General features: G+C 68.1%; 13 protein-coding genes. 6 read left to right on the forward strand and 7 right to left on the reverse strand.

Annotation, left to right across the window (positions count from 1 at the left end; all coding sequences use genetic code 11):
• Positions 1-102: 102 nt before the first annotated feature.
• The 4 genes from ACFVHY_RS22185 to ACFVHY_RS22200 form a co-directional block, all read right to left on the reverse strand.
• Positions 103-2,124 (reverse strand): NAD(+) synthase, encoded by a 2,022-nt coding sequence (locus ACFVHY_RS22185; RefSeq protein ID WP_390275486.1) that lies wholly within the window; start codon positions 2,122-2,124, stop codon positions 103-105.
• Between the two features lie 65 nt (positions 2,125-2,189).
• Complete coding sequence (gene nadE / locus ACFVHY_RS22190; RefSeq protein WP_390275487.1) at positions 2,190-3,014, reverse strand: ammonia-dependent NAD(+) synthetase; 825 nt, start codon at positions 3,012-3,014, stop codon at positions 2,190-2,192.
• Positions 3,015-3,035: 21 nt separating this feature from the next.
• On the reverse strand, positions 3,036-3,530 hold the full coding sequence (locus ACFVHY_RS22195; protein ID WP_068970978.1) for a histidine phosphatase family protein: 495 nt from the start codon (positions 3,528-3,530) through the stop codon (positions 3,036-3,038).
• Positions 3,527-3,820: a hypothetical protein gene (locus ACFVHY_RS22200; protein WP_390275489.1), complete on the reverse strand. Its 294-nt coding sequence runs from the start codon at positions 3,818-3,820 to the stop codon at positions 3,527-3,529. The genes ACFVHY_RS22195 and ACFVHY_RS22200 overlap by 4 nt, the downstream gene beginning before the upstream one ends.
• 115 nt (positions 3,821-3,935) lie before the next feature.
• Here ACFVHY_RS22200 and ACFVHY_RS22205 point away from each other — a divergent pair, with 115 nt between their 5' ends.
• A complete protein-coding gene (locus ACFVHY_RS22205; protein ID WP_390275491.1) occupies positions 3,936-4,853 on the forward strand; it encodes a DMT family transporter in 918 nt (305 codons plus the stop codon).
• Positions 4,854-4,878: 25 nt separating this feature from the next.
• On the opposite strand, the gene ACFVHY_RS22210 is transcribed toward ACFVHY_RS22205, so the two are convergent.
• A complete protein-coding gene (locus ACFVHY_RS22210; protein WP_390275492.1) occupies positions 4,879-5,319 on the reverse strand; it encodes a flavodoxin domain-containing protein in 441 nt (146 codons plus the stop codon).
• A 158-nt stretch (positions 5,320-5,477) separates the two neighbouring features.
• Between ACFVHY_RS22210 and ACFVHY_RS22215 the strand changes: the two genes are divergently transcribed.
• The 4 genes from ACFVHY_RS22215 (at position 5,478) to ACFVHY_RS22230 (ending at position 9,925) form a co-directional block, all read left to right on the forward strand.
• Positions 5,478-7,010, forward strand: a complete 1,533-nt coding sequence (locus ACFVHY_RS22215) for a CoA-acylating methylmalonate-semialdehyde dehydrogenase (RefSeq protein WP_078113656.1) — start codon at positions 5,478-5,480, stop codon at positions 7,008-7,010.
• A 6-nt stretch (positions 7,011-7,016) separates the two neighbouring features.
• Positions 7,017-8,192 carry an acyl-CoA dehydrogenase family protein gene (locus ACFVHY_RS22220; RefSeq protein ID WP_388027935.1) on the forward strand — a complete coding sequence of 392 codons (1,176 nt, stop codon included), beginning with the start codon at positions 7,017-7,019 and terminating at the stop codon, positions 8,190-8,192.
• 41 nt (positions 8,193-8,233) lie between these two features.
• Positions 8,234-9,103: a 3-hydroxyisobutyrate dehydrogenase gene (gene mmsB, locus ACFVHY_RS22225; protein ID WP_390275494.1), complete on the forward strand. Its 870-nt coding sequence runs from the start codon at positions 8,234-8,236 to the stop codon at positions 9,101-9,103.
• A 132-nt stretch (positions 9,104-9,235) separates the two neighbouring features.
• Positions 9,236-9,925, forward strand: coding sequence for a DUF559 domain-containing protein (locus tag ACFVHY_RS22230; RefSeq protein WP_390275544.1), 690 nt, complete (start codon positions 9,236-9,238; stop codon positions 9,923-9,925).
• A 59-nt stretch (positions 9,926-9,984) separates the two neighbouring features.
• Here the strand turns inward: ACFVHY_RS22230 and ACFVHY_RS22235 are convergent, their stop codons facing one another.
• Positions 9,985-10,488: a MarR family winged helix-turn-helix transcriptional regulator gene (locus tag ACFVHY_RS22235; protein WP_390275496.1), complete on the reverse strand. Its 504-nt coding sequence runs from the start codon at positions 10,486-10,488 to the stop codon at positions 9,985-9,987.
• Between the two features lie 71 nt (positions 10,489-10,559).
• Positions 10,560-11,156: a TetR/AcrR family transcriptional regulator gene (locus ACFVHY_RS22240; RefSeq protein WP_390275546.1), complete on the reverse strand. Its 597-nt coding sequence runs from the start codon at positions 11,154-11,156 to the stop codon at positions 10,560-10,562.
• A gap of 51 nt (positions 11,157-11,207) precedes the next feature.
• On the opposite strand from ACFVHY_RS22240, the gene ACFVHY_RS22245 reads away from it, so the two are divergent.
• Positions 11,208-11,699 carry a DUF4188 domain-containing protein gene (locus tag ACFVHY_RS22245; protein ID WP_390275497.1) on the forward strand — a complete coding sequence of 164 codons (492 nt, stop codon included), beginning with the start codon at positions 11,208-11,210 and terminating at the stop codon, positions 11,697-11,699.
• Positions 11,700-11,863 lie beyond the last annotated feature (164 nt).

Genomic DNA, 11,863 nt, shown 5'->3' on the forward strand with positions numbered 1-11,863 from the left:
CTTGCGGAGGGCGCGTCACGAAGGGTCTGTCACGCATCTCGCCAGGACCCTTCGTGACGGCCTCCGCAAGCTCCGGCCTCCTCAGGGAGCGGAGGTCTCGCACTAGCCCCCGGCCAGCTGGTCGAGCCAGACCCGCGCCGACGCATCCGAGGGTGAACGCCAGTCACCGCGCGGGGACAGCGACCCGCCCGACCCGATCTTGGGGCCGTTGGGCATCGCCGAGCGCTTGAACTGGTTGCCCATGAACCGCTTCAGGAACACCGCGAGCCAGTGCTCGATGGTCGCGGTGTCGTACTCGTTGCGCTTGTCCTCGGTCAGCAGATCCGACCACGGGCCACGGCTGCGGTCACCCCACGCCTGGCGCGCGAGATAGGCGATCTTGCTCGGGCGGTAGCCGAAGCGCGTCAGGTGATAGAGGAAGAAGTCGTGCAGCTCGTAGGGGCCGACCGTGTCCTCGGTGCTCTGGATCCGGCCGTCGTCGCCGGCGGGGACGAGTTCAGGGGAGATGACGTCGTCGAGGATCTCGACGAGCGTCTCGGTGGTCTCGGCGGTGTGGTGTCCGCTGGTGATCATCCACCGGATCAGGTGCTGGATCAGCGTTTTCGGCACCGACCCGTTCACGTTGTAGTGCGACATCTGGTCGCCGACGCCGTAGGTGCACCATCCGAGTGCGAGTTCGGAGAGATCGCCGGTCCCGAGCACGATGGCGCCGTTGGCGTTCGCGAGCCGGAACAGGTGTGAGGTCCGCTCACCGGCCTGCACGTTTTCGAAGGTGACGTCGTAGACCTTCTCGCCGCGCGCGTACGGATGGTCGAGGTCGGCGAGCATCTGCTCGCAGGACGGCCGGATGTCGATCTCCGCGCCGCTCACCCCGAGCGAGTTCATCAGCGCGTGGGCGCGCCGCAGCGTCGGGCCGCCGGTTGCGAAGCCGGGCATCGTGTAACCGAGGATGTTGGTGCGCGGCAACCCGAGTCGGTCGAAGGTGTCGACCGCGACGAGGAGCGCGAGCGTCGAGTCCAGGCCGCCGGACACCCCGATGACGATCTTCTCCAGACCCGTCGAGCGCAGTCGCTGGGCCAGGCCCTGGACCTGGATGGAGCGGACCTCCGCGCAGCGTTCGTCGCGGTCGGCGGAATCTGCCGGGACATAAGGGAATCGGGGGACCACCCGCCGGACGACATCGTCGTCGGACAGGTCTCCGAAGTCGAAACCGATGCGACGCAGCGACTTCAACCGGTCGGAGTGATCGCCGACCTGGTCCCGGAGGCTGATCATCCGCATACGTTCCTGCCGCAGGCGGTCGAGATCGATGTCGGCGGTGATGATCTGGTCGATCGTCGCGAACTGTTCACTGCGGGCGAGGAGCGAACCGTTCTCGGTGATGAGGGCATCGCCGTCCCAGGCGAGGTCGGTGGTCGACTCGCCGTAACCGGCAGCCACGTACACGTGGGCCGAGATGGTCCGCGCGGAGTGCCCGGTGCACAGGTTGGTGCGGTAGCTCTCCTTGCCGATGGTGACCGGGCTGCCCGACAGGTTGGCCAGCACGGTCGCGCCGCCGAGAGCTGCCCATGTACTCGGCGGTATCGCCACCCAGCCGTCTTCGCAGATCTCGACGAAGAGTGCGAAACCCGGCAGATCGCGGGCCTCGAACACGAGATCGGCACCGAACGGGACCTCGTCGTCGCCGATCCGCACGGTCGTGGGGACCGCGTCGCGCGCCGCGGCGAAGAAGCGCTGCTCGTAGAACTCTCGGTAGTTCGGCAGGTACGACTTCGGGACCACCCCCAGGACCGCGCCGTCGTGGATCACGGCGGCGCAGTTGTACAGGCCGTCACCCACGCGCATCGGCAGTCCGACGCAGAGAACCGGCTTCAGACCGGCGCTGGCGGCCACGATGTCGTCGAGTGCGGCGCGGCAACCGTCGAGGAGGGCGTCCTGGTGGAAGAGGTCGTCGACGCTGTACCCGCACAGCCCGAGTTCGGGGAAGACGACCAGGCAGGCGCCGTCGTCAGCGGCCTGCGTCGCCAGTTCGACGGTGCGCGCGGCGTTGACCGCGGGTTCGGCGAGCGTCAGGACGGGTACGGCTCCGGCGACGCGGGCGAATCCGTTTGCGTAGACAGACACTCCGACACCCTAATCGCGGACAGCCCGTCGTGTGGGTCCGCCCAACGCGCCGGCCGGGTGCAGCGCTAGGGCCGCCACCACGTGTCGTCGACCTCGACGGGGGTGGTGCGCTTGTGCCGGTTGCGGTGCCAGGCGGCCTCGATCTTCGCCGCGGCGTCCTCGGGGATCTCGCGCCCCTCGAGGTAGTCGTCGATGTCGTCGTAGCGCAGGCCGAGTTCGTCCTCGTCGGTCTGTCCGGCCTTCTCGTCCAGCAGGTCGGCGGTCGGGACCTTCTCCCACAGCTGCTGCGGCGCATCCAGGTGGCGCAGGAGGGCACGCCCCTGACGCTTGTTCAGGCCGGAGAGCGGCAGCACGTCGGCCGCACCGTCGCCGTGTTTGGTGAAGAAGCCGGTGACGTTCTCGGACGCATGGTCGGACCCGATCACCAGCAACCCGCGGTCACCGGCGAGGGCGTACTGCGCGACCATGCGGTGCCGCGCCTTGGCGTTGCCCTTGGTGAAGTCGGTGAGCCGGGTGCCGGTGGCCTGTTCGATCTCGTCGTCGAGGGCATCCACGCCGGGTGCCACGTTGACGGTCACGACCTCGTCGGCGCCGATGAACTCGAGGGCCGCGGCCGCGTCGTCCTCGTCGTGCTGCACCCGGTAGGGCAGCCGCACGCCCATGAAGGTCGCGTCACCACCGTCGGACCGGATGCGTTCGGCGGCGAGCTGGGCGAGCTTCCCGGCCAGGCTGGAGTCGACGCCGCCGGAGATGCCGAGTACGTAACCCTTGGCGCCCGTGGCGCGGAGGTAGTCGACGAGGAATCCGACCCGCCGCTCCACCTCCTCGCCGGGATCGATCGAGGGCTTCACGGCGAGGGCGTCGATGATGGTTCGCTGGATCTCACGCATGATCCCAGTGTGCGCCACCGGTCACTCCTCGCGTGGGATCCGCACGCCGACGAGGTGGGCTTCGGGGTCCGGGGCCATCCCGATCCGGTCCCACTCGTGGGAGATGCCGACGACCGCATAAGCCGAGGTGGGGAAGCGTTCGATGTACCCGTGCGGATCGAGCGTCAGTGCGGTCGACGGCATCCCGGGCTCGTGGCCGACGACGAGGATCGTCCGCGCGTCGGCGGGCGCGTGGACGCGGATGGCCTCCAGGATCTCCTCGGGCGCGCCGCCGTAGATGTCCTCGACGAAGGTCACGGGCGCATCGATGCCGGTTCGGGCGAGCGTCTGACGCGTCCGCGTCGACGTCGAGCACAGCACCGCGTCGATCCGCAGGCCCTCATCGGCCATCCACCGCCCGGCGAGAGCGGCCTGCCGATCGCCGCGCTCGGCCAGCGGACGGTCGTGGTCGGGCGTCGCGGGCGGATAACCCGACTTGCCGTGCCGCATCAGGACCAGCGTGCGGGTCCGGCTCATGCGGCGCCGTGCCGGCCGCGGCCCCGGGCGTGGGATCCGGAGCCCGACTCGGCGCCGATCATCCGCAGGACCCGCACGGTCGCGCGCCAGGCTGCGGCCTCCTGGCGGAGGTAGGCCGCGTGCTCGTCGTGACCGCGGGCCTCGGCCTCGTCGGCGGCGACGTCGAACTCCAGGTACTCGTCCACGGCACAGTCGATGAGCTCACCCACCGAGGTGCAGTCGGTGCAGGCCACCTCGATCGCGGCGGCGTCGAGGGTGGCCAGTCGTTCCAGATCTGACCGATAACGCATGGGTTCGAATCTACGTTGTCCGGGCAGGCAGTAGGTGTTACGACACCGTCGATGTCGCCCGGGACGACCCCGGCCGGGACCGCGACCGCGGCTCGCCGCCGTTACCCTGGGGATCGTGCACACCTGGGTACCCGCGCTCCTCGCGGTGCTGGCCGCGTTGATGATCGCCGCCGGTACCGTGTTGCGTCAGCGCGCCTCCCGGGTCAACGGTGCGATCACCCCGGGATGGTGGGCCGGTGCGGCGATCGCGCTGTGCGGCTTCGGTTTGCAGGCCTCGGCACTCGGTCTCGGCTCCATCCTGCTCGTGCAACCGCTCGTCGTGCTCGCCGTGCTGTTCGCACTTCCGCTGGAGGCGTGGGCCGATCACCGACATCCGGCTCGTGTCGAGTGGGCGTGGGGCGGGGTTCTCGTCGCGTGCGTGGTGACGTTCCTGATCGTGGCGCGTCCCGAGCCGTCGATGCGACGCCCGGATGCTCTCCTGCTGTGGGGCACAGTGGGAGCGGTCATCGGCGTCGTGGTCGCGCTGGTGATCTTCGCCCACCGCTCGAGTCCGCACTACAAGGCGCTGTTCTACGGGCTCGTCGCCGGCATCCTGTTCGGCGTGTCGGCGTTGCTGGTCAAGACGGTGATCTACCAGGTCACACACCACTTCTGGCGTACCTTCGTCCACCCCGAGATCTATCTCTTCGTGCTGGTGGTGGTCTGTGCGATCCTCGCCCAGCAGATGGGGTTCGGCGCCGGTGATCTGCAGACGTCGTTTCCGTCGATGACCGTCGCCGAGCCGGCCGTCGCGATGGTGCTCGGTGTGCTGCTGCTCGGTGAGAACCTGAAGGTGTCGGTGCCGACCGCGCTGTTCCTGGGCATCGTGCTCGCGATCATGGTGCGCGCCGTGTGCGAACTCGCGAAGCTGTCGGCCGTGCGCGGATACGAGCAGGCCGTGGCGGCGGAGGAGTCCGCCGCAGCCGACGCCGCAACCGACGCCGCAGCGGAGGCGGGCCCGGCGGCGGGCGCGACGTCGCGACCGGCGGGTTGACCGGCCGCGTCGACGTCAGGCGTGCTCAGATCTCCTGGGAGATGCCCTCGGCCCACTCGGCGGCCTGTTTCGCCGGCTTGACGGGCGAGGAGTTGTCGTGGCGGGCGTGCTCGCCGACCTGGACCGCGCCGCGCTTGGTGAGCATCTCGGCGACGATCTCGCCGCCGCGGTTGAACGTGTCGTAGATCGAGTCCCCGAGACCGAAGACCGCGAAGCGGAGACCGGTGAGGTCGGGGTTCACGCTCTCTAGTTCGTCGGCGAAGGGCTCGGCACCGGTCGGCAGCTCGCCTTCGCCGTAGGTCGAGCACACGATGACGAGGAAGTCCTCGGGGTCGAGATCCTCGACCGCGTACTCGCTCATGTCGTAGATCGACGGATCGTGGTCGGCGGCCAGCGTGTCGGCGATGGCGTCGGCGACGAGCTCACCGTTCCCGGTTTCGGTTCCGTAGAGGATGACGACCGACATGTGAACTCCTCTCGACGTCGGCGTTTTCGCTAAGCGAGGGTAGCCTAACCCGTCCGCCGGGGCGAAATCCCAGTTGAGGGGGGTTGGAAGAAATACTTGGATGTCCTACTATGTGGTGACACCGGCCATACCCCCCAACGAAGTCGAAGGTGATCTCCGTGTCCGCTCCTGCTGTCCCCTCGATCCCGCACTACCTGAACGGCAAGCGCGTCACCGCCGAGGGCGGCCGCTTCGCCGACGTCTTCAATCCGAGCACCGGCGCCGTGCAGTCCCAGGTTCCGCTGGCATCGACCGACGAGGTCTCCGCCGCGATCGCGACCGCATCGGCCGCGCAGAAGGAGTGGGCCGCCTGGAACCCGCAGCGTCGCGCCCGCGTCCTGATGCGGTTCGTCGACCTGGTCAACAAGAACGCCGACGAGCTCGCGACCACACTGTCGCTGGAGCACGGCAAGACCCACGCCGACGCGCTCGGCGACATCCAGCGCGGCGTCGAGGTGATCGAGTTCGCGATCGGCATCCCGCACCTCATCAAGGGTGAGTTCACCGCGGGTGCCGGCGGCGGCATCGACGTGCACTCCATCCGTCAGCCGCTCGGTGTCGTCGCGGGCATCACCCCGTTCAACTTCCCGGCGATGATCCCGCTGTGGAAGGCCGGACCCGCGCTCGCGTGCGGCAACGCCTTCATCCTCAAGCCCAGCGAGCGCGATCCGTCCGTGCCGGTGCGTCTTGCCGAGCTGTTCACCGAGGCCGGCCTGCCCGACGGGGTGTTCCAGGTCGTCCACGGCGACAAGGAAGCGGTCGACGCGCTGCTGACCCACCCGGACGTCAAGGCTCTCGGCTTCGTCGGCAGCTCCGACATCGCGCAGTACATCTACTCGACCGCAGCCGCCCACGGCAAGCGCTCACAGTGCTTCGGTGGCGCCAAGAACCACGCGATCATCATGCCCGACGCCAACCTCGACCAGGTCGTCGATGCGCTGATCGGTGCGGGCTACGGCAGCGCCGGTGAGCGCTGCATGGCGATCAGCGTCGCGGTCCCGGTCGGCGAGCAGACCGCAGACCGGTTGCGCGCCAAGCTGATCGACCGGGTGAACGCGCTGCGCGTGGGTCACAGCCTGGATCCCAAGGCCGACTACGGGCCCCTGGTCACCGCCGCCGCTCTCGAGCGGGTCCGCGGGTTCATCGACAAGGGTGCCGAGGAGGGTGCCGAGGTCGTCATCGACGGACGGGAGCGCGCGAACAACGAGCAGACCTTCGGCGACGAGGACATCTCGAAGGGCTTCTTCATCGGCCCGACCCTGTTCGACCACGTCACCAAGGACATGACCATCTACACCGAGGAGATCTTCGGACCGGTCCTGTCGATCGTGCGCGCCGGCGACTACGAGGAGGCGCTCGCCCTGGCGTCGGATCACCAGTACGGCAACGGCGTCGCGATCTTCACCCAGGACGGCGACGCCGCCCGCGACTTCACGGCTCGGGTCGACGTCGGCATGGTCGGCGTGAACGTACCGATCCCGGTTCCGGTGGCGTACTACACCTTCGGCGGATGGAAGCGCTCGGGCTTCGGCGACCTCAACCAGCACGGCCCGGCGTCGATCCAGTTCTACACCAAGACCAAGACGGTCACGACGCGCTGGCCGTCGGGCATCAAGGACGGCGCCGAGTTCGTCATCCCGACGATGGACTGATCGGCGTTGACCACTTTCGCCGACGCCGCACTCGCCCGGCTCGACGGTGACGAACGTGTCATCGTCGAGACCGCGGCGGGTTTCGCGGCCAAGAAACTGGCGCCGTTCGCGCTCGAATGGGATGCCACGAACCACTTCCCGGTCGACGAGTTGCGTGAGGCGTCGGAACTCGGGATGGGCGCCATCTACTGTTCGGAGGACGCCGGCGGCAGTGGCCTGCGGCGCCTCGACGGGGTGCGCATCTTCGAGCAACTGGCGTACGCGGACCCGGCCGTCGCGTCGTTCCTGTCCATCCACAACATGTGCACGTGGATGGTCGACGAGTACGGCACCGACGAACAGCGTTCGACGTGGGTGCCGCGCCTGGCGACGATGGAGACGGTGGCGAGTTACTGCCTGACCGAGCCGGGTGCCGGCTCCGACGCGGCGGCGCTCGCCACGCGTGCCGAGCGGTCCGGCGACGAGTACGTGCTCACCGGGGTCAAACAGTTCATCTCCGGGGCCGGGTCGTCGGACCTCTACGTCATCATGGCGCGCACCGGTGACGCCGGACCCAAGGGCATCTCCACGTTCTTGGTCGAGAAGGATTCGCCCGGACTGAGTTTCGGTGCCCAGGAGCACAAGATGGGCTGGCATGCGCAGCCCACCGCCCAGGTCATCCTCGACGAGGTGCGGGTGCCCGCGGGCAACCTCCTCGGGGGCACCGAGGGCATCGGGTTCGGCATCGCGATGAACGGTCTGAACGGCGGCCGCATCAACATCGCGGCGTCGTCGCTCGGTGGGGCGCAAGCCGCCTTCGACAAGGCGGCGGCCTATGTCGCGAGTCGCCGCGCGTTCGGCAACGCGCTCATCGACGAGCCGACGATCCGGTTCACCCTCGCCGACATGGCCACCTCGCTGCAGGCGTCCCGGCTCATGTTGTGGCAGGCGGCGACGGCGCTCGACGACGGCGCGCCCGACAAGGTCGAGCAGTGCGCGATGGCGAAGCGTTTCGTCACCGACACCTGCTACGAGGTCGCCGACCAGGCGCTACAGCTGCACGGCGGATACGGGTATCTCACCGAATACGGAATCGAGAAAATCGTCCGCGACCTCCGTGTGCACCGCATTCTGGAGGGGACCAACGAGATCATGCGAGTCGTGCTCGGCCGTTCGATCGCGACCCGCTACCGGGACAGCTGACATTTCGCTTTAGACAACCACTTTCGTAGGAAGCAGAGACAATGACGACGATCGCCTTCCTCGGCCTCGGCAACATGGGTGGCCCGATGGCCGCCAATCTGGTGAAAGCCGGTCACACCGTTCGCGGTTTCGATCCGGTGCCCGAGGCGGTGAAGACCGCGCAGGACAACGGCATCGAGACCTTCCCGGCCGCCATCGAGGCCGTGTCCGCCGCCGAGGTCGTGGTGACGATGCTGCCCAACGGCGGCATCGTGAAGAAGCTGTACGACGAGATCCTGCCGGCGACACCGACCGGAGCCCTGTTCATCGACTCGTCGACGATCTCGGTCGACGACGCGCGGGACATCCACCAGCGCGCCACCGAGCATGGCTTCGCACAGATAGACGCCCCGGTCTCGGGTGGGGTGAAGGGTGCCGTCGCCGGCACCCTGGCGTTCATGGTCGGCGGTGAGGACGAGGCCTTCGCCGCAGCGCGTACCACCCTGGATCCGATGGCGGGCAAGATCATCCACTGCGGTGCCGCGGGTGCCGGCCAGGCCGCCAAAGTGTGCAACAACATGGTTCTCGCCGTCCAGCAGATCGCGGTGGGGGAGGCCTTCGTACTCGCCCAGAAGCTGGGCCTCGACGACCAGGCGCTCTACGACGTGATCACCGGTGCCACCGGCAACTGCTGGGCCGTCGAGACCAACTGCCCCGTCCCCGGGCCGGTCCCGACCTCGCCGGCGAACAACGACTTCAAGCCGGGTTTCGCGACCGCCCTGATGAACAAGGACCTCGGTCTCGCGATGGACGCCGTCGCCAGCACCGGCGCCCGTGCGCCGCTGGGCACCCACGCCGCACAGCTCTACCGCGGCTTCGCCGAACAGCACGCGGACCTGGACTTCAGCGCGATCATCACCTCGCTGCACTAAGTCGTTCGCCGACCTCACGAGATCCCGTTGCGTTGGTTCCCGGTTTCCGGGACGGAACGCAACGGGATTTCTGACAGCAGCGAGCAGTACGGCAGGGTGCAACCGTAGCGGGCGCCCGTGCGTCCAAGTCGGGTGAACGAACTCGATGTGTTGATCAGTACCCATGACGGCGTCGTCTCCACGCACGAGGCGACCGCGGAGGGTGTGAGCCGGTCGGCGATCGGCCGCAGGCTGGATTCCGGTGCGTGGGTCGCGGTGGCTCGCGGCGTGTACCTGGTTGCGGGACACCACCGATCGGCGCGGGCACAGGCACGGATTGCGGTGCTTTCGGTGGGTCGTGAGGCTGTTCTCGGTGGTGTGGCCGCGGCGTGGTGGCTGGGTCTTCATCCGATCGATGCGGCGCTGTTGTCGGGCGCGGTGAAGCGGGCCGACCTCGGCGACGCGCATGCGCGGTATCCGAAGCGACACGGCGCGCCCGCGGTGGCGCACTACCTCGAGCTCGTCGACGATGGTGCGCGGTCGGAAGCTGAGCGGGTCGTGGTGGGGCTGTTCCGCGAGGCGGGTGTCGACGGCTGGACGGCCAACCTCGCGATGTGTGGCTACGTCATCGATTTTGCCTTCACGGCAGCGAGGCTCGCGGTCGAGATCGACGGGTTCGGATTCCATCGGGACGTCGAGACGTTTCAGCGAGACCGCACGAAACGCAACGCGCTTGTCGCTGCCGGCTGGACCGTTCTGAACTTCACCTGGGCGGACCTCATCGAGCGTCCTGAACAGTTCGTCAGCGCGGTCACTGATGCCCTGTCGCGACTCGCGAGCTGATCGGATTGCGTTGTGTCCCGCTTTCCGGGATCAACCGCAACCCGATCGGGGATGAAACGTCAGAAGTCCCCGTTGTGCTTGCGAAGTGACTGGATGGCGCCGACGAGGCCGGTCATCTCGTCGTCGGACATGCCGACGTTGCCGAACACCTCGCGGTTGAGGGTGTCCGTGGCGTCGCCCACCGTCTTGCGGCCGAGGTCGGTGATCTCGACGAGCGTGGTACGTCCATCGGTGGGGTGCGGGACGCGGCGGACGAGCCCGCCCTCCTCGAGGCGACGGATCGCGTGGGTCACGCTGGTCACGTGGACCTGGAGCCGGTCACTGGCCTTGGTGATCGGCAGGGACCCCTGACGCGAGAACGCCAGCAGGCGGAGCAGTTCGAAGCGGGAGAAGCTGAGATCGAACGGACGCAGGGCGGCCTCGACACGGGCGAGCAGGATCTGATGGGCGCGCATCACCGACGTCACCGCGACCATGCCGTCGGCCACCTCGCCCCACCCCGCCTGGGTCCAGTTCTCCCGTGCTTCGGCGATGGGGTCGAAATCCATGCTGCGCCCTGCCATACCGACACCCTAGTGGTGTGTCTCGGAAGCAGGCGAGACGTACCTCCGGTGCGCGGTTCTGCCCGTCGCGGTCAGGCAGGCGGAGTACGCCACCCGTCGATGACGGCGGTCGCCGCGGCCACCGGGTCGGCTCGCTCGGGGAAGTTCCCCGACAGCAGCAATGTGGCCATCCCGTGCACCTGTGCCCACAACGATGCGACAACGGTGTCGGTGTCCGCGGCGCGGAGTGCGCCCGACGAGATGGCTCGCTCGACTCCCTCGCGCAACGGCGTGATCGCACGGGTCGCGGCCGACCGGGTCTCCTCGGTGCGCTCGACCCCGGTGAGCGCGTCCCCGAACATCAGCTCGTAGAGGCGCGGATTCTCGAGCGCCCACCCGACGTAGGCGACCCCCAGGCCGGCGAGCGTCGTCGGGTCGGTTGCGGCGACGCTCGCGGAGCGCTGGGCCCGCGCGAACGAATCGAAGGCCCGCACCAGGATCGCGCGGGACAGGCCCTCCTTGTTGCCGAACAGCGAGTAGACGGCGGTGGTGGAGGTGTCGGCGGCACGCGCGACCTCCCGTACCGACAGCGCGCCGATGCCGTCGGCGGCCACCATGCGAACCGCCTCGTCGAGGAGCCGGACACGGACGTCCTCGGTGTGGGATCGGGGTCTTGCCATGTCTGCGATTGTTTCATAACATCGTTTCATAACGACGTTACAAAACGGCCAGGAGGCCACATGCCCGCTCGTCGAGCCGCCCGCATGACCAACAGCACCCCGCCCCCGGGCACGACGGTGTTCCTGATCGGGATGCGGGTGACGCGACCCTGGCGGGTGCGCGCCTGGCTGTCGGTGCTGACGTCGATGTCCCGGATGCTGATCCACCTCCGGCGGCGACCGGATGCGGGCATGCTCGACGCGCGCCTCTATCTGGGTGGTTCGCCGATGGTGCTGTCGTACTGGCGCAACGCCGACGATCTCCGACGATTCGCATCCGACCCCGACGCCCCGCATCTGTCCATGTGGCGGTGGTTCAATCGGGAGCTCGCCGACACCGACTCGGTCGGGATCTGGCACGAGACCTATGTGATCGGCGAGCACGAGACCATCTCGAGCGGGATGCCTCCGCAGGGTCTGGCCCGGGCGGTCGGGTGGCACCCGGTGGGGCCGGGGACCGCAACCGCCGCGGCTCGGTTGACGCGTAACCGGCCGACCCCGCAACGTGGCTGACCCAGGGCAGCTGCGTCCACTCTTTCTCATAAATCAGTCGTGTCGTGTCAGTGAATGACGTCGACGATCATCTGGGTCCGAGTCGTCGTCATCGGCGCCGCTTTCCCGACGAGCACATATTTAGGTGTCATTGCTAACGAATCGTTTATCATCGTTCAGCGTTT

This window comes from Gordonia sp. NPDC127522 (assembly GCF_042672305.1).
Classification (GTDB): domain Bacteria; phylum Actinomycetota; class Actinomycetes; order Mycobacteriales; family Mycobacteriaceae; genus Gordonia; species Gordonia hongkongensis.

Bases quoted from the DNA above. Each gene is read 5' to 3' on its own strand.
- ACFVHY_RS22210 (WP_390275492.1), bottom strand. From the start codon at position 5,319: ATGTCGGTCGTCATCCTCTACGGAACCGAAACCGGGAACGGTGAGCTC.
- ACFVHY_RS22235 (WP_390275496.1), bottom strand. From the start codon at position 10,488: ATGGCAGGGCGCAGCATGGATTTCGACCCCATCGCCGAAGCACGGGAG.
- ACFVHY_RS22195 (WP_068970978.1), bottom strand. From the start codon at position 3,530: ATGAGCCGGACCCGCACGCTGGTCCTGATGCGGCACGGCAAGTCGGGT.
- nadE (WP_390275487.1), bottom strand. From the start codon at position 3,014: ATGCGTGAGATCCAGCGAACCATCATCGACGCCCTCGCCGTGAAGCCC.
- ACFVHY_RS22245 (WP_390275497.1), top strand. From the start codon at position 11,208: ATGCCCGCTCGTCGAGCCGCCCGCATGACCAACAGCACCCCGCCCCCG.
- mmsB (WP_390275494.1), top strand. From the start codon at position 8,234: ATGACGACGATCGCCTTCCTCGGCCTCGGCAACATGGGTGGCCCGATG.
- ACFVHY_RS22200 (WP_390275489.1), bottom strand. From the start codon at position 3,820: ATGCGTTATCGGTCAGATCTGGAACGACTGGCCACCCTCGACGCCGCC.